Consider the following 25,061-nt stretch of genomic DNA (forward strand, 5'->3'; position numbering starts at 1 on the left):
TTGAGCAAGCCCGTGAATCATGCGCCGTTCATGTACAGGCCATGCTCGACTTCCACTCCATGGGTGTTCCCACTGTGGATTACGGCAACAACATCCGGCAGGTGGCTTACGATGCGGGCGTCAGTCATGCCTTTGACTTCCCGGGCTTTGTTCCGGCCTATATTCGCCCGTTGTTCTGTGAGGGCAAAGGCCCCTTCCGTTGGGTTGCGCTGTCGGGCGACCCCGAAGACATCTACAAGACCGACGCCAAGATCAAAGAGCTGTTCCCTGAAAACAAACCGGTACAGCGCTGGCTCGATATGGCGCGCGACCGCATCGCCTTTCAGGGCTTGCCGGCACGCATTTGCTGGCTGGGCCTGGGCGAGCGCCACGTGGCCGGGCTCGCGTTCAACGAGATGGTGCGTAGCGGCGAACTGAAAGCACCTATCGTTATCGGGCGCGACCACCTGGATACGGGCTCGGTCGCCAGCCCCAACCGCGAAACCGAAGCCATGCTCGACGGAACCGATGCCGTATCAGACTGGCCCTTGCTCAATGCCCTGCTGAACACGGCAGGCGGTGCCAGTTGGGTATCGTTTCATCATGGCGGGGGCGTGGGCATGGGCTACTCGCAGCATGCCGGCATGGTCATTGTTGCCGATGGCACCGATGAGGCGGCCAAACGGCTGGAGCGCGTGCTGATCAACGACTGCGGTTCTGGCGTCATGCGCCATGCCGATGCCGGCTACAAGGCGGCCATTGATTGCGCCAAGCGCTTCGGCCTGCACCTGCCCATGATCAAGTAAGGCTTCTTTATGTACACCGCTGCCGACATGACGCAATGGAAAGGTCGCATTGATGCCGCCGAGGGCGCCGCGGGCCTGCGCTGGCACCAGCTTATCCAGCCTGTAGCCGCAGGCGCCCATCAAGGCGTGGCGCTTACGGGTTTTGCCTGTGATGCGGGCGTTCATCGTAACCACGGCAGGCCGGGCGCGCATAAGGGGCCCGATGCCATACGTGCGATGTTGGGCAATATGCCGGCGCATGAATGTCGCTGGTTGTTTGACGCCGGCAATATCTCGCCTCAGCGCGTGGGCGAGCACGACGGCCTTGAAGCGGCACAAGATGCACTTTCTCAACACCTGGCGGGGCTTTTGCATCAGGGCCTGCTACCGATCACCCTGGGCGGGGGCCATGAAATTGCCTTCGGCTCATTTGAGGGCCTGGCGCGTTACCTGCAGGTGTCCTCCACCTCTGCGCCACGCATCGGCGTCATTAATCTGGATGCGCATTTTGACCTTAGGCAAGCCGACCGCGCCAGCTCGGGAACGCCTTTTCGACAAATCGCTGAAAGCTGCCAGCAACGCGGCTGGATGTTCAATTACTGCTGCCTGGGAATCAGCCGCTTTGCCAACACGCAGGCCTTGTTCGACCGCGCCGAATCGCTGGGGGTAATGTGGATGCTTGATGAAGAGCTCAACCACATGGCACGCAGCGACCTTATTGCGCGGCTGGATGCGTTCACTCACAACGTTGACCACATTTATTTCACTATATGCCTCGATGTGCTGCCGGCACATATCGCTCCTGGCGTCAGCGCCCCAGCGGTGCTGGGTGTTCCGCTGGATATCGTTGAAACATTGGTCGACCGCATTGCCTCGTCGGGCAAGCTGCGCCTGGCCGACATCGCCGAACTTAACCCCGAGTTTGACATTGATCACCGAAGCGCACGCGTTGCAGCGCGGCTGGTGGCACGCATCGCCAACCAGGCAAGCTCACTATGAACGACACTAGCCCCCACTGGGATTCACTCTGGCTGAACGTGAAGCTGGCGACCATGAGCCCTGCCAGGCGCTACGGAGAAATTCCCGACGGCGCCATTGCCGTGCGCGACGGAAAAATCGCCTGGCTGGGCCCGCGTAATAAGCTGCCCTCCAGTGCTCAAGCCCAAGTAGAACACGACGCAGGCGGCGCATGGCTTACTCCCGGGTTAATCGACTGCCACACACATATTGTCTATGCCGGCAATCGCAGCAACGAATGGGAGGCCCGGCTTAATGGCGTGGCGTACGAGCAAATAGCGCGTCAGGGCGGCGGCATTGTTTCAACCGTGCGTGCAACCAGGGCGGCCGGCTTTGACGAGCTGCTTGCCGCCAGCCTGCCACGGGTCCACGCCTTGGCAGCCGAGGGCGTGACCACACTTGAAATCAAGTCAGGCTATGGCCTGGACTTGCCCAACGAAGAAAAGATGCTGAAGGTCGCCCGTGCCATCGAACAACGCACAGGGCTGACCGTACGCACCACCTTTTTGGGCGCTCACGCCCTGCCCCCCGAATACGCCGGGCGCCCCGACGACTACATTGACGAGGTGTGCGGCAACATGCTGGAGTCGCTTGCGAAACGTGGACTGGTCGATGCGGTCGATGCCTTTTGCGAGAACATCGGCTTTACGCCCGAGCAGACCGAACGGGTCTTCAAGGCGGCCCGCCGCCATGGGCTGCCGGTCAAGCTGCATGCCGAACAGCTTTCCGATCTGGGCGGCGCCGCGTTAACGGCCCGGTATGGGGGGCTTTCGGCCGACCACCTGGAGCATTTGTCACATGATGGCGTAGCCGCCATGGCCGCAGCGGGTACCGTGGCTGTTCTACTGCCGGGCGCCTTCTATTTCTTGCGCGACACTCGTCTGCCCCCCATTCAGGCACTGCGAGACGCCGGCGTACCCATGGCGGTGGCCACCGACTGCAACCCGGGCACTTCGCCCATGACCTCCCTCCTGCTGGCCATGAACATGGCGTGCACGATTTTTCGGCTGACTCCGCAAGAGGCCTTGGCCGGCACCACCCTGCACGCTGCGCGCGCCTTGGGCCTGGCTGACTCGATCGGCAGCCTCGCGCCGGGCAAGAATGCCGACTTCGCCCTATGGGAAATCGACCGCCCCGGCGACCTGGCCTATGCCATGGGTTTCAACCCCTGTGTGCAAATAGTCAAAAACGGAAAGGTCGCCGGTCAGGTTTAATCCGCTAACTCCCTGCGAACCCAAGCGCGCATCATTTCCATACCAGCCTGCCACTCGCCACCCTCGACCGGGTTTCGATCAAGCGCGAGCTCGACACGTTGGGCGAGCAGCCGCCGCACGCGGGCATTACCAAGAACAAATCATGATCCCTGCTTTACTTATTTTCCTGGTCACCATCGTGCTGGTCATCTGGCAGCCTCGCGGCCTCAGCATTGGCTGGAGCGCGTCATTGGGCGCTGCCCTGGCGCTCATCTTCGGTGTGGTCGGCGTAGCCGACATCCCCGTGGTGTGGGGCATAGTCTGGAACGCGACGGCGACGTTCATTGCCATTATTATCATCAGCCTGTTGCTTGACGAGGCCGGCTTTTTTGAGTGGGCCGCGCTGCATGTGGCACGCTGGGGCGGCGGACGGGGCCGCCTTTTATTTGCCTTGATCATCTTGCTGGGCGCGGCCGTATCGGCATTTTTTGCCAACGATGGCGCGGCACTGATCTTGACGCCTATTGTCATGGCCATGCTGCTTGCCTTGGGTTTTACGCCGGCGGCAACGCTTGCGTTCGTCATGGCGGCCGGCTTTATCGCCGATACGGCAAGCCTGCCGCTGATCGTGTCAAACCTGGTCAACATTGTGTCGGCCGATTTTTTCGACATCAGCTTTGCACGCTACGCCGCTGTAATGGTGCCGGTCAATTTCGTTTCGGTGGCCGCCACCCTGGCGGTCTTGCTGCTGTATTTCCGCACGAGCATACCCGTGCGCTACGATGCCGGCCAGTTGAAGGCTCCACGCGATGCAATTCGAGACTGGGGAACGTTCCGCGCCGGCTGGTATGTACTGACTTTGCTGCTTGTCAGCTTCTTCGCTCTAGAAGGCTTTGGCATTCCGGTTAGTGCAATTGCCGCACTGGGCGCTCTGATATTGCTGATTGTGGCTGCTCGCGGCCATGTAATCAGCACCCGCAAGGTCATACGGGAAGCCCCCTGGGCGATTGTCGTTTTCTCACTGGGCATGTACCTGGTCGTGTACGGCTTGCGCAACGCCGGGCTGACGGACATGATCGCGGGCTGGCTTGATGCGCTTGCCAATGAAGGCCTATGGGCGGCCACCATCGGCACAGGCGTGCTGACCGCCCTGCTTTCATCGATTATGAACAATCTGCCTACCGTACTGATCGGTGCGCTGTCGATTGAGGCAAGTGAGGCAAGCGGGCTTGTTCGAGAGGCCATGATCTATGCCAATGTCATTGGCAGCGATCTGGGTCCGAAAATCACCCCCATCGGAAGCCTGGCCACACTGCTATGGCTGCATGTGCTTTCGCGCAAGGGAATGACCATAACGTGGGGCTATTATTTCCGGGTGGGTATTGTGCTGACCCTGCCGGTGCTGCTGCTTACCCTTGCGGCGCTGGTGCTGCACCTGCAGACGCTGTAAGCGAAGCCTTGGCCCTCATGGCTGCTGCAATGGCCTCTTCGGAATGCTTAATGGTTCTTTCGAAATCACTGCGTAGCGGCCGAGTCAGCTCGGGAAGAATCTTTCGCTCGCCAAAATCCTTGACGCTGTTTACATCGACTTCGAACCTATAACTTAAATTATGGGCGTTTTGAACCTCGGGCGTACGCCACGCCCGACATTCGAAACCAGGTTCGAAAGAGGTCTTCAGGGTTTTTCCGCTGGGCAAGCCGCCCCGATGCGCGAATACGCCCAGAACGCGGCAATGGCGCCCGGCACCTTCTTCTGCGTCAACAAGAACCCAAGCGTCAAAAGCCAGAAACGAAACGTCGTAGGTGCTGCCGTTTCGAACCATGTACTCAAAGTCCATCTTGCCCGAGAACCGGTTTCTTACAAAACCGATCGGCGTAAACGTTATTTTGTTGAGTTCAGTGGTCGCCGATTCGACTTGCTGTTCTTCTTGCGCCCAACGCTGAGCATGTTTGGCCAGACCCTTGGTCGATTCGCCTATCTCGGCTGAGTGGCGCTTGATGGAGTACTCTGCCTCGTTCTCTATCAATTTGCGGGGCGTAATGGTGGAATAAGTGGCCGTCAGCTGCTCAAGCGTAAAGTTGCGAACAGCCCAGTTATACGCTTCTTGCTGTGCGGGCGTCATGCTTGCCCAGGCCGCGCTTAGTGTTTTCTGATAATTGGCTTCGCTGTCGGTGACTATGTTTTTGTCAATGCCCGCTTTGCCGCAGCCCGACAATACAAAGGCCGAGGCCAAACCTAACGAAACCAAAAAAAAAATGCCGGAGCGCATAAATAATCTCATTTATTGCCATTACAAAGGCCAATGCGACGCGGGTATAAAAAGCAAAGCACCAATCGATCAATTAGTCTGAACACCTTGATCAGAAAGGTAGCTTCCATGCCGGTTGGTAGGGGGTTGAAATTATACAGCCCGGCCGAAATTACGACCCGCTGCGGGGCAAGTGTTTAAAGCCCGCGACTAAGGCGTAATGCCCCGGGCGTGACGCCGGTAAGACGACGAAACACGCTGTTCAAGTGACTTTGGCTTGAAAACCCGGTTCGCACGGCAATTTGACTGATGGCTTCGTCGGAGCCAAGCAGCAGCTGCCGTGCTCGCGCCACCCGGCGTTGCAACACATATTGGTGTAAAGGTTCGCCGGTATGCCTCTTGAATGCCCGGGCGAAGAAGCTCGGACTGTAATTGGCCACTTGGGCCAGCGCAGCCAAGCTCAGGTCGCTGCCCAGCTCGGCATCGATATAGTCAAGCACGCGCCGCATGCCAATATTTGATATACCTCGGCGCATCGCCGCTTGCGCCGGGCGCGTATCGGCATCGCCCAAGGCGAACAAGGTCTGAACCGCCAAAGCATTGGCAAGACTGTCGACATACAGACGGTCGTCGGCGCCCGGCGCACGCAAGGCCGACAGCACCGCCAGCGACAACTGCTCGAGCAAGGGCTCGGCCTCGCCCAAAATAGGCCGAATCTGCATGCGGCGCTCGTCGCCCTCAAAAACATGGTTTACAACCTGTTTGAGCAATGAGCTGCGCAAATAAAGCAGCATGACTTGCGGAGTCCCTTCGACCCGCCAGCAGGTGTCGGCACCCGCCGGGATGCTGCCAAAATACCCGGGCCTAAGCAAAGCGCGATGCGACGCGACATTGCCTGAAATATGCCGGGTAATGCTTGCCGAACCAGACACACAATATGCCAGGCAAAAATGGTCGACCCCGCCTATGGCGGCCGACCACGACTGTTCGTTGGCAACTGACACGTAAAGATCGTGCCAGCCCTTTCCCTCGCTGGACAATTCCATACGGTTTCCCGGCAAAGCGGGAATACGATGGGTTTCGCGTAGCGGAAACTCGCCGTGCGATCTGAGCTGCGCCTGTGCCATCACTTGCCAAGCTCCGTAGTTCACATCGTTATAGATTAAGGAAGTTGCTGTCCTTTACCCCATCAGGGTTTGTACCAGATCGGTTTCTGAAAGAACCGCGCGAAACCTGATAGCCGCGTCTTTTGCCCGCCTTTACAGTCGACTCATAAAAATTGAATGACAGGCATCAAACCGGGAGACTAACCATATGATTCACACCGATGTATTGGTCATAGGCGGCAGTCTGGTGGGGCTTTCTGCTGCAGCCATGTTGGCCCATCACGGCGTGCAGTGCCTGGCTGTAGAGCGCCACGAGGGAACGGCCATACATCCGCGCGCGGGCCACTTTCACCTGCGCACGCTTGAGGCTTTTCGCGCCATTGGCCTGGAAGACGCAGTGCGCCGCACATCCGAGGCGCAGTTTGACCCCGATGGCGGCATCAGTGCGGTCGAATCCCTGGCGGGTAAGGAGATAGCGAAATATATCGCTAACCTGAACGAAGGGGTAGAGCACCACAGCCCCAGCCGCAGGCTGTTTCTGACCCAGCAAAGCCTTGAGCCCCTGTTGCGTCAGCGGGCACAAGAGCTGGGTGCACAGCTGCGGTACAGCACCGAACTTATCGATTTCGAGCAAGACAGTCTGGGTGTAACCGCAACCGTACGACATGTCGAAACAAGGCGAGAAGACACCATACAGGCGCAGTACATGATCGCCGCCGATGGCAATCGCAGCCCGGTGCGCCACCAATTGGGCATCGGCATGTCTGGCCATGGGCAGCTTTCGCATAGCGTTACCCTGTACTTTCGAGCTGACTGCGCCAAGTGGCTTCAAGGCCGCAACCTCGGAGTCATCTACGTTAAAAATGACGATCTGCGCGGCTTCTTCCGTATGGAGCGCAGCGGAAAAAGTGGCTTCTTGGTCGTCAATACCGTAGGCGACGTCAACCGCCCCGAAGCGCACAACATCGCCGACGTCATCACGCCGCAAATCGCAGAGCAGCTGGTGCGCTCGGGCCTTGGCGACCCCGATGCAACCATCGTCATCGAAGATGTCGCACGCTGGCAGGCCGTGGCCGAAGTGGCACAGGCATTCAGCAAGAATCGCGTTTTTCTGGTGGGCGACGCCGCCCACATCATGCCGCCCACGGGTGGCTTTGGAGGTAACACCGGCGTGCAGGACACGCACAATTTGTGCTGGAAGCTTGCACTCACACTACAGAAAATTGCTTCACCCGCGCTGCTCGATACCTACGATTCCGAGCGTCGCCCCGTCAGCGCCCTTACAGTGGAACAGGCCTACACGCGCTATGTGCTGCGCATTCACCCCGAACGCGACCGCGAGGGCATGCAGCCGCTGGTCGACGACCTGAATATGGAGATCGGTTATTTGTACCGGTCACGCATCATCATGCCGGTGCAAGACGACCACGATCGTGTCTACGAAGACCCACGCCAGGCAACAGGTCGCCCTGGTAGCCGGGCTCCACATCTTTTACTGCAACGCAATGGCCAAGAAACCCCCGTAATCGATCTGGTGGCAAACCGCCACGTACTGCTTGCGGGGCCCGAGGGCGAAAAATGGGCGCCGCCCGCCCAAACTGCAGCAACCCGTCTCGGGCTTCCTTTGGACATATACGTATTAAACGGACAGGGCGCAGTCAGCGACGCGCAGGGGGCGTTCCCCTCGCGCTACAACGTCTCGAGAAGCGGCGCGGTGCTGATCCGCCCCGACGGATTCATTACCTGGAAGGCCGAATCCGACCAAAACGCCGACACACCGTATATGCAAGCTGTGCTGCGCATCGCCCTGGGCTGGACGGCATGAAGGCACGACCCTGAGCGTCGCTCAACGACGCAACAGGACCTTTTCCGGCCCGAAATACATTGTGTCAACGCGGCTTATCACCTCGGCGTCCAACTGCCCTACCGCGCCGGCCAGAGCCAGCCGGGCAAGGGCATATTGCAGGCGGGCCTGGGTCAGGTCCAGCTGCGCGCGGTAGCTTTGTTCTTGAACATCGAGCACATCCAGAACGGAACGCGTTCCCAGCTGGTACCCCATACGGGTGGCCTGCAACGCTTCGGCACTGGACTTCACCGCCAGCACCAGCGCCTGAATACGCTGTGCACCGCTTACCACCGCCTGATACTGCCGCGTTACCTCGACAGCAATCCTTTCCCGGGTGGCGGCCAGTTCTTGTAGCGCTCGCTGATGGTTGTGTCTGGCCTGCTTGACCTGAGCACTGACCAGGCCTCCGGAATAAATTGGCACGGCCAGTTGCAAGCCGATGGATGTGGTATTACTGGATTGATCACGGGTGGAAATGGTGTCGGCGTCGACGTTGCGACGTGCGGCAATCAGATCCAGGGTGGGCAGGTGTCCGCCAAAGGTCCGGTCGATCTCCTGATCCGAGACACGAAGATTCTTCTCGGCGGCCTGGATCTCGGCGTTGTTTGTCATGGCCATCGCCAGCCAGCTTTCCTGGGTGGGCGGGTCGAGCGGCTGCGGCGCAAAATCCGACTTAACGGCGGTAAGCTGCGTGGGGGGCTGACCCAGCATTTCCTGCAGCTCGCGTTGCGCCACAGAAAGCTCATCTTCGGCCTTGATCAGCTCAGCCCGCGACAGATCGCGCCTGGACACGGTTTCTCTCACCTCAGGCAATGTACCCTCGCCTGCATTGAAGCGAGAATGTGCTGCCTCCACTTGCTTCTCATTGGCCTGAAGCTTGCTCTTGGCCAGCACAACGTTCTCGTAAGAGAGCAAAGTTTGAAAATACCGGTTGATCAGCCGCAACGAGGTGGACTCGGCCCGGGTCTCGAAAACCGCCAGGCTGTAATCGGCTCGTGCGTGTCCTTGACGGTACTCGGCGATACGGCTCCAGTTGAATAGAGTCTGCGTCGCACGAATTTCGTTGACGCGACTCATGTAGTTCAGGTCGGTGCACTCAGGGCCGCAAGCACCTGGGCCTTCCAGCGTGCCGCGAATTTTATGTCGCCCCAGCGAGGCGTTGACTTGCGGCAGCAGCCCCGCCCTGCCGATGGCCCGGTTGGCCTGCCCCGCTTCGCGTTCACTGATGGCAGCCTGATAGGTGGGGTCGTTCTGCATTGCGCTTTGCCAGGCTTGCGACAGCGTCACGGCCCCACCGGTATCTTGAGGCGGCGTGGCAGAAGCCGCCGATGCGGTGCAGAGCCAGGCCAAAAGCCAGTAAAGGCTGACCACTTGAACGGTTCGCATTTACTGCTCCTTGAACGACTTATCAAGCCTTTCAAGGAACGGCTTGAACAAGTAGCTGAGCATGGTGCGCTCGCCGGTACGAATCAAAACCGATGCGGGCATGCCCGGGCGGATGACGTTCTCGCCCAACATCGGAACGCCCTCCTCAGTTACTTCGATCTGGGCAAGGTAATACGGTGTTTTGGATTCGGGGTCGGTGAGGCGGTCGGCCGACACGGTAAGCACTTTGCCCGGAATATTGGGCGTGCGCGCGTGATTGAAGGCGGGAAACGTAATCTCCACGTCCAGACCGGGGGCCATCTTGTCAATCGCCTGCACGGGCACCTTGGCGTGGATGAGAAAGGCGTGCGCATTGGGAACCAGCTCCATCAACACCGTGTCGGGGCCTATTACCCCCCCGATGGTATGTACGCTAAGGTTCTGTACATATCCGCGGGTGGGTGCGCGCACCTCGGTCTCTCGAACGGTGTAGTCCAGCGCATTCAGTCGATCACCCAGGGCAGAAGCCTCTTTTTGCACGTCTGACAATTGCGACTGCACTTCTTTTTGGTAGTCCTGACTACGTTGCATGATGCGAAGCTTGAGCTCTGCAATCTGATTTTGCGCACGACCCACCTCAACCACGTCGCCCGACAGCGACGCCCTGAGATGAGACGCATCACGCTCCAGCTCAAGCATGCGATTGCGGGGCAAATAGCCTGCCTTGGCCAGTTCGCGGACCCCCTTGAGTTCGCTGTTTATATAGCCCACCTGCGCCTGCCGGTTAGCGTGCACCTGCACCAGGCCTTTAAGCTGAGCCTCGGCCCCGCGCTGGTTTTCGAGCAGAATGGCGATTTCGCCGCTTAGCGCTTCGCGCCGTGCATGAAATAAGCGCTCTTGTGCACGGCCGGCCTCGATAAACCGCGGGTCGTTCTGGAAGCGCTCCATTAACTCAGGATCGTGAACAATCGTGGACAGGCCGTCGCGCTCGGCCAAAAGTCGAGCCTCAATAACCCGGGCGGTAATGTACTGAGAGCTGACCACACCCTGCTCGGCCAGGGCTCGCGTGCGGTTCAGGCGCAGCAAGACCTCTCCGGCATCGACCTGGTCGCCTTCGCGCACTAGAATCTCTTCCACCGTACCGCCCTCAAGATGCTGAATCACCTTACGATTGCCGGCGACATGCACGGTGGCATCGGCCGGAACGCCGGCATCGAGCGGCGCAAAGGCCGACCAGTAGACGAAGCCGCCGAAACCGAGCAGCAGAATGACCAGCCCCCGGCGCAAGGGCTTGTGGGAATTGAGGTCTACATCTACCACGCTATCGTCGGACATTTGCACAAGGCTTCTGGAGGACGTGTTCATGATGTACCTATCCGTTGGAAACAACTTGAAGGGCTGCATTGGCCTTGGCCTGTGCCGTCGCGGCTTGGGCATTGGCCTTGGCTTGGGCGGTAACGGCATCTACCTTGGCCTGGGCGCCGGCAGCTATCGCCTGAATCTGCTGCTGACGCAGAGCCTTCAGAACCTCTTCGCGCGAGCCATACATGTCGACTGCGCCATCGCGCATCACAAGCAATTTCTCGACGACATTCAGAACATTCATGCGGTGAGTGATGATGACCACAGTTGCGCCACGCTGCTTCAAGCCCGCAACCGCCTCGACCAACGCACCCTCGCCCAACTCATCAAGATTTGAGTTGGGTTCGTCGAGCACGACCAACGCCGGGTCGCCGTAAAGTGCGCGCGCCAACGCAATGCGCTGTTTCTGGCCCCCCGACAACGAGGCTCCGTCGACGCCCAGCCGGGTATCGTAGCCCTGGGGCAGATGCAATATCATGTCGTGAACACCGGCCTTCTGAGCCGCCCGAATCACTTGCTCGTCGTCCTGATCTCCGAATCGCGCAATGTTCTCGGCGATGGTGCCCTCGAACAGTTCGATGTCTTGCGGCAAATAACCCAGATGCGGGCCAAGCTGCTCTTTGTTCCAGTGAAAGACATCGGCGCCGTCAAGCCGCACGTTGCCCCGGTTGGCCTGCCAGACCCCCACCAGCAACCGGGCCAGGGTCGATTTACCGGAGGCGGACGGCCCAATAACCCCTATGACTTCGCCCGGTTCAACCTTGAAGCTGACGCCCTTCAAAATCGCTTCCTTACCGCCCGGAGCGGCCGCTACCACGCCGTCAAGCTCCAGCCTTCCTTTGGGCGCCGGCAGACTAAGGCCGTGTTCGTTAGGGGGTGCCGCCTTCAGCATGTCGTCAATGCGCCCGTAGGCGGCTCGCGCACTTAGAAACTGTTTCCAGGAGCCGATCACTGCTTCGACCGGCCCCAAGGCCTTGCCCATCAAGATAGAGCAGGCGATCATCATTCCGGCCGTGATGGAGCCGTCTATAACCAGCATGGCACCGGCGCCCAGGCTGAGCGACTGCAATGAAATCCGTACGAATCTCGTCAACGAGCTGATGCGAGCACTGCGATCGGACGCCAGCGTCTGCAAAGAAAGCACCCGCCGATGCTGGCCGAACCAGCGCGACTGCAGGCCGGGCAACATGCCCATCGATTCTATGACCTCGGCGTTGCGCAGATGATTATTGGCGAACTGCCCCGCCGCCATCGAGGCGCGGCTTGCCTCGGCCAGCGGCTTCTGTGTCACGGCATGCGTCACACAGGCCAGAATGAATAGAACAATAGATCCACCCAGGGTCAGATGACCCAGCAAGGGGTGAACCATATACGTAACGGCTATGTAAATAGGTGTCCAGGGGGCGTCAAAGAACGCGAACAGTGCATTGCCCGACAAGAACTGACGCACATTGGCCAGATCTTGCATGGCCTGAGAGGGATTGCCCGGCGCACCCACCAGGTTGCGTTCGAACGCGGCGCTAAAAACACGCGTATTAAGCATCATGTCGAATCGGTTGCCTATGCGGATCAGCACCGACGAGCGTGAGAACTCGAGAAAGGCAGACAACAGAAACAAGCCCACCACCAACAAGGTCAGCATCATCAGCGTGGTTTCGTTGCCGCTGGCAAGCACCCTGTCGTATACCTGCAGCATGTATAGCGACGGCGTAAGCGCCAGAATATTAATGACACAACTGAACGCTGCCAGATAAAAGAACGTCATACGAAATCGTTGAAGGGCAGTGCTCAATTCAGTGCGTCGTGACGGTTTCATGAAAGTACCCCTTTTATGCCTGCGTACCCAGCGTGGGAGCATGCAGTCCAAAGCTGACCGTACCCCCGCTGTTCAAGAACTCGAGGTCCAGGTCTTCGGCGCCGGCCAGCGGCTGATCCGGCGTGCCCGCCTTGCGCTCTTGGGCCATGCGATGCAACTTCGCCACATGCTGGACGGAGAGCAACTGACAATAGATGACGGGCAAGGCACCCGTACGACGAAGCTCGTCAAATTCGCTGGTGCCCAGTTTCTCAAGGGCGGCTTTATTGATGCGAAACAAGCCTTCGGCATACTGAATGCCGACCTCGGTTTCGCACTTGAACTGCCACGGCTCGATAAGCCTGTGTTTTTGCAGCACACTACAAACGCGCCGGGTTGCCTTTCTGTGATTGGCAACCTCAACCATGAACTCAAGCACCTGCGTCAGACAAGGCGCCCGCTCGCCCTGTTCGTCGAAAAAAGGTTCGCCACCGGCTTTCACCAGCAGGTCGCTGTCTTCAAGTACGCAAAGTATCGGCTCCCCGTCGCGCGTCGCTCCCAATGCAAACGGATGGCTTCGGTAAGCGGCTGGAATATAGTCGCCCAGCCAGCTCCCGTCTTCGGCAACAAACAGATTCTGCCCAGGCTCCAGCCCCTGTACCGCGACGGGAACCAGGTTTTCGCGCACCATGATGAAGCCCACGGGCATGGCCAGGCATGCCCGCGAGATCTCGGGCAGAACCAGGTGCACCACGGCATCGGCCGCGGCATGTTCATAAGAGCCAAAACGCTGCCACATCAGATCGGCATGTCGCTCTTTTTGCACTACTTGCACATTGATCACAAGAAGCCTCCTTTTCTATTTACCGGAATAGGCCAACGACACGTTGTCATGACGCCTGTCGCCCGGCAACGCTATGGGCCCATCCAGGAAGGTATCGTCAATTTCGTCTATGGCTGCGGCCTCGAGCCGACCGACGGAAGCCAGCAACTGAAGGCGTGCCAGCAGGTAGTCCAGTTGCGCCTGCGCCAGGTCGTACTTGGTCTGATACAGCTGGTCTTGCACTTTGAGCACTTCAAGATTGCCGGACACGCCCAACAAGAAACCCTTGCGAGCCGAATCAAGGCTGAGCTGGGCAGAAGCCACCGCCTCTCGAAGCGCATGGATATGGTCGGCACCCGTTTGCGCATTCGTGTAATGGCGCGTCACCTCGGCCTGTGTTTGCTCGATAACGGCCCTGAGCTCATGTTGCCGCTGAAGCCGTTCTGAACGCGCCCGCGACACATTGGCCCGGTTGTATCCGCCGGCAAACAAAGGAATACTGACCTGGATACCGACAGAGAAAGTGTTGGTCTTTTGGCTGATGGATGAAAGGTTTTCGCTCTTGGCCCTGCCATAGGCCGCCACAAGGTCGGTGCTGGGTGCATAACGGCTGGCGGCCACGTCGACCTCGGCGCTGGCCACACGGACCGCCTGGCGCGCTGACTGAACCTCGGCGTTATTGGCCGAGGCATGGTCCAGCCATTCCTGAAGCGACGCGGGAATCAGCATGGGCAGCGGAAAATCAGCGCGCAGCATGGCCAAGTGCGTGGGCGCTTCGCCGAGCAGTGCCTCGAGCTCACGTCGGGCCAGGGTCCATTCATCGTTCGCGGCGATCAGGTCGGCCCGCACCACCGCAAGCCGGGCTTCGGTCTCCTGTGCGTCGATACGCGTCGCTTCATGCCGACGATAGCGCTCTTTTATGACGGCCAGCTGTTCCGCCAGCGACGACTCAAGCGAACGCTGCAGCGTCCAACCCTCGTAAGCGAGCAGGACGTTGAAATAGGCAACAGCCAATCGAATGCCGGCGTCCTGCCGCTTGGATTGAAACACTGCCATGCCGTGTTCGGCCCGCGCCACGCCCCGTCGATAATCGGAATACCTTCCATAGTTCAGCAGGGGCTGCTGCAGTTGCACGTAGGCATTGGAAGAGTCGTAGTCAAGCCGGGAGCTGCCTGAACCACCCAGCCATGAGCCGTGTTGCGTGGCGTTTCCCTTTACCTTGCCAAAGTAGTATCCGGCCTGTATCCGGGGCAGCAGGCCGGCACGCCCTTGCGCTCGTTCGGTCTGCGAAGCAGCCTGTTCGCTGATGGCGGCCTGATAGACATGGTCATGTTCAAGGGCCCGTCTCCAGGCCCGCGAAAGATCCATCAAGTCATAGGTGCTCGCGCTGGGCGATGTCACTTCTTGTCCGGTCTCCTGGGTGAAGGCAACGCCGGAGCCCAGAACGAGCGCCAGCACGCTCGCCCGGCAAAAGGCCTTCAAACCGCAACGCAACGCTGTAGCCACCATCTGCCCCTCCTTGTTGTAATACTCGTGGGCGTGAACACCGCTTGCTGCTTTCATCCGAGCGGCTGGGCCGGAGCAACCCGACCCAGCCGTTGGATCAACAAAGGAAGTAGTCGTCGATAGTGGGCACCGGATTGTTCAACGTGCCGGTCGGGTCCGGGTTGTTGAGGTTGGGGGCTCCTGCGGCCGCAGAGTCAGCAAGTATGAACGAGTCCATGCCCACATCTTGCGGATTGATGTCCGACACCAGCATGGTGTCACCCAGGATCTTCAGCTGCATGTCGTTGCCGGCTGCCACGAGGCTGACCTTCGCACCGAACGTTTCAAGGGTGATGCCCAGTTTGCGCAGGTCGATGCGGTCTTGGCCGACCGTAAAGTCGGTGATCAGATCGTTGCCTCCGAAGACAAAAATGTCGTCGCCCGCACCGCCGGTCAAGATATCGTCGCCCAGGCCGCCATGCAAAATGTCATTACCCGAACCGCCGTTCAGAATGTCGTCGCCCGCGCCTCCTTCCAGGGCGTCGTTACCGGAACCGCCGTTCAGAATGTCATCGCCGGCGCCTCCGTCCAGCACGTCGTTTCCGGAACCGCCGTTCAGAACGTCGTCACCGCCGCCACCAAACAGGCGATCATTGCCCGATCCGCCGTTCAGCACATCGTCGCCCGAGTTCCCCCGCAATGTGTCAGCACCCGATCCGCCGTTCTGCACGCCACCCGCGCTTCCAACTCCCTGCGACGCCTCCGGCTGCGGGCCGGGGGAACCATCCGGCTCTTCACCGACATCAGCATCATCGTCTACCCAGTCGTCATCGTCGTCGTCATCGAGGCCGTCATCGTCATCATCAGGGTTGGAATCGATGACGAAGGTCTGTCCGCCGGCCAGCTGTATGGTTGGCAGCCCCTCGCTCGCGAAAGTCACGCTGTGGCCGTCGCCCGTGATGGTGGTCAGGCCGTTCGTGCTGCTCAGCGTCGACCCTTCTTGTGTCATGCCCTCGGGAAGCTGGATCACGTCCTGTGGACGCAAGGCACCCACGATCATGTCATTGCCGCCGTTTGAACGGAAGACGATACGATGAGCCGAAAGCAGCGAGCTGATATCCACGACGTCGTCGCCGTCGCCACCGTCGATGGTGATCGTGTTCAGGTTAAGACTTGTTTCGGTGAAGTCTCCCACGACCTGGATCAGGCTGGCACCGCTGACGCCACCCCCGATGCCGCCCGGCGAGGACACGTTAAGCGTATTGACGTAGATCTCTTCGATGTTGGCCAGTTCGGCAATAACCAGTCCGTTGCGGGCCACCACAATATCGGTATTGGCGGCCAGCACCAGCCCCGCAATGGCGGCTTGTGCCGTGCTGCGTGTGTAGATGGTAAAGAGCTCTCCACCCGAGCCATTTAGCTGGTAGGTGTCGACCCCCGCGCCGCCGTCGACAATATCCCGGCCACCGGTGCTGCCGGTTTGCCGGATCGTGTCGTTACCCGCCCCCGCCAGAATGATGTCGTTTCCGGCACCGCCGTTGATGGTGTCGTTTCCGCCTAGACCGAAGATCAATTGTGAACCGCTGGCCCCATTGAAACCATTCAGGTTCTGGTTGGAGCCCTCGGTACCCGTCACGATCGAGTAGTCGACGCCCGCGAACTGAATGGTTTCGATACTGGTCAGGGTGTCGGTGCCCTCGGCACCGCTATTGTCGGTGACCGTAATCGTGCCGCCCACGCGATCAATCGTGAACGAGTTGGCCTGGCCCACATACATGGCCACGTCGTTGCCGGTGCCCCCCACCAACACATCGTTGCCCGCGCCGCCCATCAAGGTGTCGTTGCCCGATCCGCCATTCAGCACGTCGTTGCCCGCTCCGCCAAATAGGGTATCGGTTCCGTCCTCGCCGTTGAGCACATCGTCTCCGGCATCACCCGACAAGAAGTCGTTCCCGCCGCGTCCGTCGGCAATTTCGTCGCCGGCGCCGCCAATGAAAATGTTTGCCCCATTGGTGCCGACCCAGTGGTCGCCGACGCCACTTGTCGGCTCGGACAAGAGCGTCTCGACATTGCCCCTGCCGTCGGTGAAGCTGACCGACACACGCAACTGGACACCCGGGTTTCCATTTACGCCGCCCATATTGCCCGTGGGAACAAAGGTGGCTGCAGTGGCACCGTTAATGTCGGCCCAGGTGGTGCCGCCGTCGGACGACACCTGCCATTGATACGTAAATACGCCATTACCCATGCCGTTCTCATCGGCAATGTTGCTGGTGTCGACCGTAAGGGGCCGGCCTTCGGTGGGCGTGGTGTCGCTGATGATCGGGGCCCCCGTCGCGGCAATGTTGAAAAGTTGGTCGACACGATAATCGACCGTTCCTCCGTTGCCGTCCGAGAACCTGAGCATCTCGATATTGAACAGCCTGTCGACCCCATCGGAAACGGGGTTCGGAGCGCCGTTTTCCAGTCCTTCGGGAACGGCGTCCGGATCGAAACCACTATGGTCGACCGTGATGCTTCCGTCGGCATTCTGGGTGAATGTATAGTTCTCGAACACGTCGGTGTACACCGCCGTATCAATGTCACCCTCGACGTTGCCATTCAATATTTCGCGAACAATAGACAGGTTGCCCGGGTTGATGGTGCGATCAAACACCAGTGCATCCAGCGTACGTCCTCCAAACAACAAATTGCCGGCGGCGTCGCGCACCTGCTGTGTCATTCCATCGGCCGAGCCGATTTCATTGCCTTGCGCATCGTTAATGGCAATACGCACGTTCAGCCAACGATCGCCGTCGATAATGTCGTCACCCGCCAGGCCCTTGATGACGTCGCTGCCGCCGCCGCCCAGCAAAATGTCGGAGGCATCCGCGGTATCCATCACGATGGTCTCGGTAATGCCCGCCACCGTTACCGTCGTGCGCTCTTTGTGTGCCACCAGTTCGGCCAGCCCGTTGATCAGCGACAGGTTCTTTTCCAGCAGCGCATTGGAATAAGAATCAAGAATGCTGTCGGCCCCCGGAATAGCCGCGGTATTGTCCAGCTCTGCCCGGGCGTTGACGGATTCCCGGCGGCCGGTCAGCACGTCGTTGTAGATCCATCCGGACAAACCTTCGACCAGATCAAAGCGGTCGCGCAAGATGAAGGCTTCTTGGGTGGCGAACAACGGAATACCCAGGTCGGAGTTGGCCGCCTGGTGGTCGCCCTTGTGAATCGCCCAGTCAAAGCCCGCCATGCCGTTGCTGCGTTGTATGCCCGCGCCCTGGAACATGATGTCGTCACCGGACTCAGCATCGTAGTCGGTGTCGTTGCTGCCGCCGTTCAATACGTCGTGACCGATGATGGACGAGTTAAAGAACAGCTCGGAGTTTTCGCCCGCCAGCGTGTCAAATCGGCCTCCTCCTTCTATCCAGTCGTCACCCTCGTTGCCCAGCAAGAAGTCGACGCCGTCGCCACCAAGAATAAAGTCGTTGCCCAGGCCCCCGAACACTTCTTTGCCGTCAGGCCCGGCCACAATAAAGTCTTGTCCGTCATTGCCGAATATCAGGGCCAGCCCGCTGCCGCCGTGAATGGCGTCATTACCGTTTCCGCCATGCAGAAAGTCGGTCTCGCCAATGTCCGTGCCCGAGTTCGTGATAATGTCGTCGCCGTCGCCGCCATAAATATGATCTACGCCGTAGCCGGCCTCGATCGTGTCGTCACCGCCGTAGCCCCACACCGTATCGTCTCCGGCACCGGCGACAATGATGTCATTGCCCTCGGTGCCACCGATGACGATGTGCTCGCTGCCGTGATACACAATCTTCTCGTCGATGCCGTCACCGTTGGCGTCCACGCGCACCACTTTGGGGCTCAACGCCTGCAGGAACGGATCGTCGAACGTTGGGTCTTCACCGACCTGGCGTGCGCGTACCATCTCAAGAATGTGGTCGGGGGTAGAAAAGATATCGCCCGGCAAGGCCGTGACACCGCCTGCGCCCAGATCGGTGTTGCGGATCATCATCTTGCCCAGGGTGTTGTTCTCGAGCTCGTTCAGCAAGTTCAAACCCTGCACGCGCGACAGATAATAAAAACGGTCGCCGTCTTGCAGGTTTTCAAGCTGCAGCTCGAACACGAAACTGAAGGTCGAGCCCAGCATGCCGCCGAAATCCATGTGCTTTTCGGCCATGCCCCCCATCCAGAGGTCGACGTTATTCAGACCGGTTTCAATGGTGCTCCAGGCCCCGGTGGAATTCAAGAAAGCGAGGCGGTCGGGCGGAGAGTTATCCCCCGCAAACACCAGGTCGTAGGCGGCAGCGCGCTTGCCCTCAAGGGTACCTTGCGCCGTGATGCTGCTGTGCGTGCCGTATGCCGCAATGAAGTTCACGATGGACGCCGGGTTCTTCAGGTTCAAGGCAAAGTCGGTCCAGCTCTCGTACGGCTTAAGCTGAGTGTCCTGATTGGCTATCTGATAGAACTGGGCTCGGGCTTCGTTCAACGAGGGCAGGCCGGTATCCCGACCGCGCGCAATGTTGATGGCCGCCAGGTCCAGCGGAATACCCAAAAGCTGGTTGCGCAGCGCATTGGTCACGAACTCGTCAATCTCGTTGCCCGCCTGGCGCGTCATGCCTCGAATCAGCGCACCCATGGCGACGTCATGATTAACGATTACATTGCCCTCGGCATCAACGGCGCCCATCGACAAGGGGTTCAAAAAGGCATTGAACAAAGGAATATGCTCTGCGGGAAGCACGTTGCCCTGGGCATCGACCGGAATGATGTCGAAACCATCGGTCAGCATCGAGTGCCCAAAGCGATAGACCGCATGGGCGAACTCAGCAAAAATTGCCGGATTGATGTCGGCCGACGGCTCGAATACAAAAGCGTCGATGTCGGGCTGCATCTTTCGCGCAAACTCTTCGAAGACCAGGTGCTGGTATTCCATTTCGTTGGTAAAGCGCGCTGCCTGGAACAGACGTGCGCCATTCCACTGCAGCGCATCGATTCCGGCTTCGGTGGTTGGCACCGCGGTAACCGGCACCAGCAGCCATTCATTCAAAAAAGCCAGATCATTCGACGCCAGGACAACGTCCTTGGTGTGCTCGACCAGTCGATTGTGTTCGCCATGAAATACATGGTGAATGGTGCTTAGCCCGACGTTCTCGTTTCCACGTCCGTCGCCCGTAATGTAGTGCGCATCCAGCAGCTCGTTGTCGTAGGCAAAGGGTCGACCCTGGGCGTCATAGCCCTGCGTATACCCCACCACATCGTCGGCATCGGCCTGCAGTACCCCGTTCACCATGAAGGGCACGGCCGCATGGGCAATGTCGTCCAGAAAGGCGTGATCAATACGGATCGCCGCCGCGGTACTGACGGGCGCGCCCGGGCTTCCGGAAATCAACACATCATCGGCGGTGTTGGGAATCATGTCCGGGCCAAGCCCGGTGACAAGCTGGGGAAAGCCGTTCTCGTCAGGAATGAAGTTGCCGTACGGATCGACACGCACCATGGGAATATTGGCCACGTCGGCGTCGGTCAGCTCGATGCCCAGGATATCTCGCGCTTGAGCCTTGACGTCGGCCCAGGTCGCCAGGCCGCGCGCCCCCTCCAGCAAATGCCCAGTAGCCACCGGCTTGCCGTCAACCAGCACATACTCACGCAAAAACACCTGATGCGATGCGTCCGAGGTGTATGTCTGGTTCTGATCGACCAGAGGCGTCGTAATGTTTTGAGGGTTGGGCGTAGACCGGGTCATTGCCATGAAGTTCGTCGGCGAGCCCGGTACGTATAACGGGTCGTCGGCTTGCAAGGGAATGAAGATCGTACCGTTGCCTGCTTTGGGAACCAGATCCAGACCATGGTCGAAGAATTGCCCGAAAAGCGTGAAAATACCGTTAAAGGGGGCCGAATCGCCGATATCGGGCGAAATATTCGGAAAATGGTACGTAACCACCGGAATCGGTTCACCGCTTACCGGGTCGAGAATCTGTGCCCCACTGGCGTCAGTTCGAAAGACCTGTACGCCGTTGTTCAGCACCGGCGTTTCAGTCACGGTATAGCCGGCATCGCGCAGTTGCTGCGCAACCACCACGGCAGCGGGGTTGTTGTTGGTCTGGTCAACGATCAGATTCGAGATCAGGCGGGGGTCTGAATCAACCACGTTACCCGGCGCGCCGTAATTCTCGTTGCTGACCCCATTAAAATCGGGGTCGTTTCCTTCGTTGCGAAACACCGGCGTGGTCAGCGGAATAAACGGCTGATCCGCCGCGCCCCAGGTTTCACGCCCTTCCAACAAGTTGTTGTACGTACCGTCGACGGTGCGCAAGCCGTACGGAAGCAAGTGCGCCTGTAGCGAAGCGGTACCGGCACCGGCACCCAAGCCGGCTTCGGCCACCAACTGGGCCAAATCCCCCCCATTGGCGTGGGCCTCTGCAATACGAATTTGCTTCAGAATGAATTCAAGATCGTGCTTAACCAGTGTAACCATGACTTTCTCCCCTGGGTGGATCACCCGTGCAGTGCGACATCAGCGCATTTCTTTAAACCCCCCGGAACTGCGACGCTTTTCATGCTTCTCCGGGCTTCCCACCGCGGAGTTACAACACAACACATTTTCTTTAATACGAAATATCGAGACATGAATGAACAAGGCTTCATGTCCGAATGTATCTTTTGTGGCCAGGCAAGCAGGTTATCAGCGTAGGATTTGTGTCAGCAATCCGGATAGAAGGCTTAGGCTAAACGCGGTATCAACCCAAAGGGGGATGCGTTGATGCAAAGTCAGTGCTAGACTAAAAAGTTTTTCGCTCGAAAAAAAACAAAAACCCCTGAAATATCTGCTTGGTTAAAACAGATATTTCAGGGGTTTTTTGTGGCGCTTTGTATGGCGCTTCGTGTCGAGCTTTGTATGAAAGCTTTGTATGAAATTGGTCGGGGTGAGAGGATTCGAACCTCCGGCTCCTACGTCCCGAACGTAGTACTCTACCAGGCTGAGCTACACCCCGATTTGTTCTTTAGCGGTCTCGCTCGACCGCGAAAGAACAAAATTTTAGCAAAGAATCTCGATGCGCGGAAACCGGAAAGGTGTCAAGTGCCTGACGGGCCTGTTCGGCTTCGGCAACGGCTACCTGACGCGTGTATTCAAGCGCGTCGGTTTCATGTATGGCGCGGGCAACGGCTTCGAAATCGCCGTCGCCGGCTTCGATGGCGTCGGCAATAAGCCGGCGCTGGGCCTCGGTGCCAACCTGCATGGCGCGTATCAGCGGCATGGTGGGCTTGCCTTCGCGCAGGTCATCGCCCACGTTCTTGCCTAGCGAGCCGGCGTCGCCGCTGTAATCCAGCACATCGTCGACCAGCTGAAACGCCGTACCCACGTGCCGGCCGTATGACGCGGCGGCCTCTTCCTGGCGGGCGTCTGCACCGGCGATAATCGCGCCCACCTGCGAAGCGGCCTCGAACAGTTTGGCTGTTTTGTATCGCACCACCTGCATGTAGCGGTCGATGGATACGGCCGAATCATGCACGTTGAGCAGCTGCAGTACCTCGCCCTCGGCAATAATGGTGGTGGCTTGCGACAGCACCTGCATAATCCGCATGGAGTCGGCCTCGACCATCATCTCGAACGAGCGCGAATACAGGTAGTCGCCCACCAACACGCTGGCAGCGTTGCCGAACACGGCATTGGCCGTGCTGCGTCCGCGACGCAGGTCTGATTCATCGACCACGTCGTCGTGCAGCAGCGTAGACGTGTGAATGAACTCGACCACTGCCGCCAGCAGATGGTGCAGCGAGCCCTGATAGCCCAGTGCGTTCGCGACCATCAGCAACAAGGCGGGACGCATGCGCTTGCCGCCGGCACCAATGATGTAGTCGCCGACAGTTCGTATCAGGACGACATCAGAGTTCAAACGAGACCGAATGACCGCATCGACGGCTTTCATGTCGTCTGATATAGGGGCAAGCAAATCGGGTAGGCTCAAGGAGAAATCCGCAACAAAAAGCCAAAGGGCAACTCAAGACCGCCGGCGGCTGCCTGGGGCAGCGGGGCGGAGCCAGGCTAGATTATACGTGTTCACCAAAGGCTCTCCGGCCCGAAATTGGCGATAATGGTGGTTTTCCTGGAATATTCTGGAGAATCGCTTGAGTGCACTGGATTTGACCACGCTCGTTGAGCGCGCCGAACGCGTTCTGGCCCAACTGGAAGCCTGGCTGCCGCCCGTCCCCCCCGAAACCGACTGGAGCGCCCCCGCTTTTCGCTGGCAGAAACGCACCGGCCGTGGCTGGATGAAAGCCATTCGGCATGTCTCGCACATCGAGACGCGCGACCTGCAACATATCGAACGGCAAAAAAACATTATTGACCGCAACACCCGGCAGTTCATCGAGGGCAAGCCGGCCAACAACGTGCTGATGACCGGCGCGCGCGGCACCGGCAAAAGCTCGCTGGTCAAAGCCATGCTCAGCACCTACGCAGACCAGGGCCTGCGCCTGATCGAAGTCGACAAAGCCGACCTCGCCGATCTGGACGACATTGTGGATATGGTCAGCAACCGGCCCGAACGCTTTATTATTTTTTGCGACGACCTTTCTTTTGAAGAAGGCGAACCGGGCTACAAGGCGCTTAAATCGGTGCTTGACGGCTCAATCAGTGCTGCCGGCGACAACGTGCTTATTTATGCCACGTCCAACCGCCGCCATCTCATGCCCGAGTATGTCAGCGAGAACCTCAGTGCCAAGCATCAACCGGACGGCGAGATACACCCTGGCGAAACCGTTGAAGAGAAAACGTCGCTGTCTGAACGCTTCGGGCTGTGGCTGTCGTTCTACCCCTTCAAGCAAGACGACTACCTGGACATCGTCAACTACTGGCTGGGCGTGCATGGCTGCACGCCTGCCAGCATTCAGGAGTCGCGCGTCGAAGCGCTGCAATGGGCGCTCGAACGCGGATCGCGATCGGGGCGCGTGGCACGGCAGTTCGCTCGTGACTGGGCCGCGCGTCATGTCTAAACCGTTCGTCGATGTCGCTGCCGGGCTGATACTTCGACCAGACGGCGCCCTGCTATTGGCACAGCGGCCAAGCGACAAGCCCTGGGCCGGTTGGTGGGAATTGCCCGGCGGCAAGATCGAGTCGGGCGAAACCGTGCTGCAGGCGTTGGGACGCGAACTCAAAGAAGAGTTGGGCATCGAAGTTACCGACGCCACGCGCTGGGTCACCTACATACACGAGTACCCAAAAACCATCGTGCGCCTGGCCTTCTGCAAAGTAACGGGCTGGCAAGGCACGCCCACCGGGCTCGAAGGGCAGGCCCTGAGCTGGGTTCAAACCGATCGGCCCTTAGAAACGGGCCCGTTGCTGCCCGCCACCGAGCCACCGTTGCGATGGCTGCAACTGCCGCAGCGCTATGTGCTGACCTCTATCGGCACAAGCGACGCGTTGGCAGGGTTTCTTGATCGGCTGCGCGCCACGTTGTCGGAAGGCCCGGCGTTAGTGCAATTTCGCGAGCCCGAGTGGGCGCAGACTGCGCCTGCCCAAGAGGTCCGCGCCGGCCTGGAAGCCGTGCTGCAAGTGTGCCGCCAAGCGGGCGCACGTTGCCTGGTCAACAGTGTTCACCCTGAAGACTGGTGGACCAAGGCCGACGGGGTGCACCTGCGGGCCCAGGATGCACATGACTTTGTCACGGGGGCACGCACAGCGCTCCAGCGCATTCAGAGCAACATGGCCCCCAACACACCCACGCACGACATGGACCCAAACAGCATGCAGTACGCCATGTCTCGCCTGGACGCCCATTTGACGCCTCGCCGCCTGTTGGGCGTATCAGCGCATAATAAGCAGGATCTGGCCGCAGCCCGTGCATTGCAAGCCGATTTTGCCGTGCTGGGTCATGTGCTTGACACGCCCTCGCATCCGCAGGAACAGGCTCTGGGCTGGGAAGGCTTTGCCGACTTGTCCAGCGAGGCAGGCTTGCCTGTGTACGCTATCGGAGGGCAATCTGCTGCGACACTTGCAACCGCACAACAGCATGGCGCCCACGGCATTGCAGGCATCCGGGGGCTGCTTGCGCCTTAGGCCGACAG

Annotated in this window: 16 protein-coding genes and 1 tRNA gene; 7 read left to right on the forward strand and 10 right to left on the reverse strand. The window is 59.2% G+C overall.

The features are described 5' to 3' along the window. The 4 genes from hutU to VL003_RS10740 form a co-directional block, all read left to right on the forward strand. A partial coding sequence (hutU, locus tag VL003_RS10725) for a urocanate hydratase (RefSeq protein WP_325442300.1) occupies nucleotides 1–785 on the forward strand: 785 nt, incomplete at its 5' end. A 9-nt stretch (nucleotides 786–794) separates the two neighbouring features. Beyond that, nucleotides 795–1,763 carry a formimidoylglutamase gene (gene hutG, locus VL003_RS10730; RefSeq protein ID WP_325442302.1) on the forward strand — a complete coding sequence of 323 codons (969 nt, stop codon included), beginning with the start codon at nucleotides 795–797 and terminating at the stop codon, nucleotides 1,761–1,763. Beyond that, entirely contained in the window at nucleotides 1,760–2,995 is a 1,236-nt protein-coding gene (gene hutI / locus VL003_RS10735) for an imidazolonepropionase (protein ID WP_325442304.1), read from the forward strand. The genes hutG and hutI overlap by 4 nt, the downstream gene beginning before the upstream one ends. Before the next feature lie 142 nt (nucleotides 2,996–3,137). Continuing rightward, nucleotides 3,138–4,424: an arsenic transporter gene (locus VL003_RS10740; RefSeq protein ID WP_325442306.1), complete on the forward strand. Its 1,287-nt coding sequence runs from the start codon at nucleotides 3,138–3,140 to the stop codon at nucleotides 4,422–4,424. Here the strand turns inward: VL003_RS10740 and VL003_RS10745 are convergent. Both VL003_RS10745 and VL003_RS10750 read right to left on the reverse strand, forming a co-directional pair. Further along, the gene (locus VL003_RS10745) at nucleotides 4,384–5,244 is read right to left on the reverse strand and encodes a hypothetical protein (RefSeq protein WP_325442308.1); all 861 of its coding nucleotides are present in this window, start codon (nucleotides 5,242–5,244) and stop codon (nucleotides 4,384–4,386) included. The two genes, VL003_RS10740 and VL003_RS10745, sit on opposite strands and share 41 nt — an antisense overlap. A gap of 176 nt (nucleotides 5,245–5,420) precedes the next feature. Further along, the gene (locus VL003_RS10750) at nucleotides 5,421–6,350 is read right to left on the reverse strand and encodes a helix-turn-helix transcriptional regulator (RefSeq protein WP_325442310.1); all 930 of its coding nucleotides are present in this window, start codon (nucleotides 6,348–6,350) and stop codon (nucleotides 5,421–5,423) included. Nucleotides 6,351–6,537: 187 nt separating this feature from the next. Between VL003_RS10750 and VL003_RS10755 the strand changes: the two genes are divergently transcribed. Beyond that, nucleotides 6,538–8,154, forward strand: a complete 1,617-nt coding sequence (locus VL003_RS10755; protein WP_325442312.1) for an FAD-dependent monooxygenase — start codon at nucleotides 6,538–6,540, stop codon at nucleotides 8,152–8,154. Nucleotides 8,155–8,175: 21 nt separating this feature from the next. Here the strand turns inward: VL003_RS10755 and VL003_RS10760 are convergent, their stop codons facing one another. The 8 genes from VL003_RS10760 to VL003_RS10795 all read right to left on the reverse strand — a co-directional run bounded on the left by VL003_RS10760 (nucleotide 8,176) and on the right by VL003_RS10795 (nucleotide 22,963). Continuing rightward, entirely contained in the window at nucleotides 8,176–9,561 is a 1,386-nt protein-coding gene (locus VL003_RS10760; protein WP_325442314.1) for a TolC family outer membrane protein, read from the reverse strand. Then, nucleotides 9,562–10,905 (reverse strand): HlyD family type I secretion periplasmic adaptor subunit, encoded by a 1,344-nt coding sequence (locus tag VL003_RS10765; RefSeq protein ID WP_325442316.1) that lies wholly within the window; start codon nucleotides 10,903–10,905, stop codon nucleotides 9,562–9,564. Between the two features lie 7 nt (nucleotides 10,906–10,912). Next, nucleotides 10,913–12,667 carry a type I secretion system permease/ATPase gene (locus tag VL003_RS10770; protein WP_325442318.1) on the reverse strand — a complete coding sequence of 585 codons (1,755 nt, stop codon included), beginning with the start codon at nucleotides 12,665–12,667 and terminating at the stop codon, nucleotides 10,913–10,915. A gap of 64 nt (nucleotides 12,668–12,731) precedes the next feature. Further along, nucleotides 12,732–13,541 (reverse strand): SapC family protein, encoded by an 810-nt coding sequence (locus tag VL003_RS10775; protein WP_325442320.1) that lies wholly within the window; start codon nucleotides 13,539–13,541, stop codon nucleotides 12,732–12,734. A 15-nt stretch (nucleotides 13,542–13,556) separates the two neighbouring features. Then, nucleotides 13,557–15,029: a TolC family outer membrane protein gene (locus VL003_RS10780; RefSeq protein ID WP_325442322.1), complete on the reverse strand. Its 1,473-nt coding sequence runs from the start codon at nucleotides 15,027–15,029 to the stop codon at nucleotides 13,557–13,559. A 94-nt stretch (nucleotides 15,030–15,123) separates the two neighbouring features. Further along, nucleotides 15,124–21,471 carry a peroxidase family protein gene (locus VL003_RS10785; protein WP_325442324.1) on the reverse strand — a complete coding sequence of 2,116 codons (6,348 nt, stop codon included), beginning with the start codon at nucleotides 21,469–21,471 and terminating at the stop codon, nucleotides 15,124–15,126. A gap of 440 nt (nucleotides 21,472–21,911) precedes the next feature. After that, a tRNA-Pro gene (locus VL003_RS10790) sits at nucleotides 21,912–21,988 on the reverse strand. A gap of 9 nt (nucleotides 21,989–21,997) precedes the next feature. After that, complete coding sequence (locus tag VL003_RS10795) at nucleotides 21,998–22,963, reverse strand: polyprenyl synthetase family protein (RefSeq protein WP_325442326.1); 966 nt, start codon at nucleotides 22,961–22,963, stop codon at nucleotides 21,998–22,000. A gap of 160 nt (nucleotides 22,964–23,123) precedes the next feature. Here VL003_RS10795 and VL003_RS10800 point away from each other — a divergent pair, with 160 nt between their 5' ends. Further along, nucleotides 23,124–23,990 carry an ATP-binding protein gene (locus VL003_RS10800; protein WP_325442328.1) on the forward strand — a complete coding sequence of 289 codons (867 nt, stop codon included), beginning with the start codon at nucleotides 23,124–23,126 and terminating at the stop codon, nucleotides 23,988–23,990. Next, nucleotides 23,983–25,053: a thiamine phosphate synthase gene (locus VL003_RS10805; RefSeq protein WP_325442330.1), complete on the forward strand. Its 1,071-nt coding sequence runs from the start codon at nucleotides 23,983–23,985 to the stop codon at nucleotides 25,051–25,053. Before VL003_RS10800 ends, VL003_RS10805 begins: the two co-directional genes overlap by 8 nt. The last annotated feature ends 8 nt before the right edge of the window (nucleotides 25,054–25,061 follow it).

It is taken from the genome of Pusillimonas sp. (assembly GCF_035515275.1).
In the GTDB taxonomy this organism is placed as follows: domain Bacteria; phylum Pseudomonadota; class Gammaproteobacteria; order Burkholderiales; family Burkholderiaceae_B; genus Pusillimonas.

What these genes read in the sequence shown, in the direction of transcription:
- VL003_RS10745 (WP_325442308.1), bottom strand. Translation starts at nt 5,244, where the DNA reads ATGCGCTCCGGCATTTTTTTTTTGGTTTCGTTAGGTTTGGCCTCGGCC.
- hutI (WP_325442304.1), top strand. Translation starts at nt 1,760, where the DNA reads ATGAACGACACTAGCCCCCACTGGGATTCACTCTGGCTGAACGTGAAG.
- VL003_RS10780 (WP_325442322.1), bottom strand. Translation starts at nt 15,029, where the DNA reads ATGGTGGCTACAGCGTTGCGTTGCGGTTTGAAGGCCTTTTGCCGGGCG.
- VL003_RS10765 (WP_325442316.1), bottom strand. Translation starts at nt 10,905, where the DNA reads ATGAACACGTCCTCCAGAAGCCTTGTGCAAATGTCCGACGATAGCGTG.
- hutG (WP_325442302.1), top strand. Translation starts at nt 795, where the DNA reads ATGTACACCGCTGCCGACATGACGCAATGGAAAGGTCGCATTGATGCC.
- VL003_RS10785 (WP_325442324.1), bottom strand. Translation starts at nt 21,471, where the DNA reads ATGGTTACACTGGTTAAGCACGATCTTGAATTCATTCTGAAGCAAATT.
- VL003_RS10740 (WP_325442306.1), top strand. Translation starts at nt 3,138, where the DNA reads ATGATCCCTGCTTTACTTATTTTCCTGGTCACCATCGTGCTGGTCATC.
- VL003_RS10805 (WP_325442330.1), top strand. Translation starts at nt 23,983, where the DNA reads ATGTCTAAACCGTTCGTCGATGTCGCTGCCGGGCTGATACTTCGACCA.
- VL003_RS10755 (WP_325442312.1), top strand. Translation starts at nt 6,538, where the DNA reads ATGATTCACACCGATGTATTGGTCATAGGCGGCAGTCTGGTGGGGCTT.
- VL003_RS10760 (WP_325442314.1), bottom strand. Translation starts at nt 9,561, where the DNA reads ATGCGAACCGTTCAAGTGGTCAGCCTTTACTGGCTTTTGGCCTGGCTC.
- VL003_RS10770 (WP_325442318.1), bottom strand. Translation starts at nt 12,667, where the DNA reads ATGACGTTCTTTTATCTGGCAGCGTTCAGTTGTGTCATTAATATTCTG.
- VL003_RS10750 (WP_325442310.1), bottom strand. Translation starts at nt 6,350, where the DNA reads ATGGCACAGGCGCAGCTCAGATCGCACGGCGAGTTTCCGCTACGCGAA.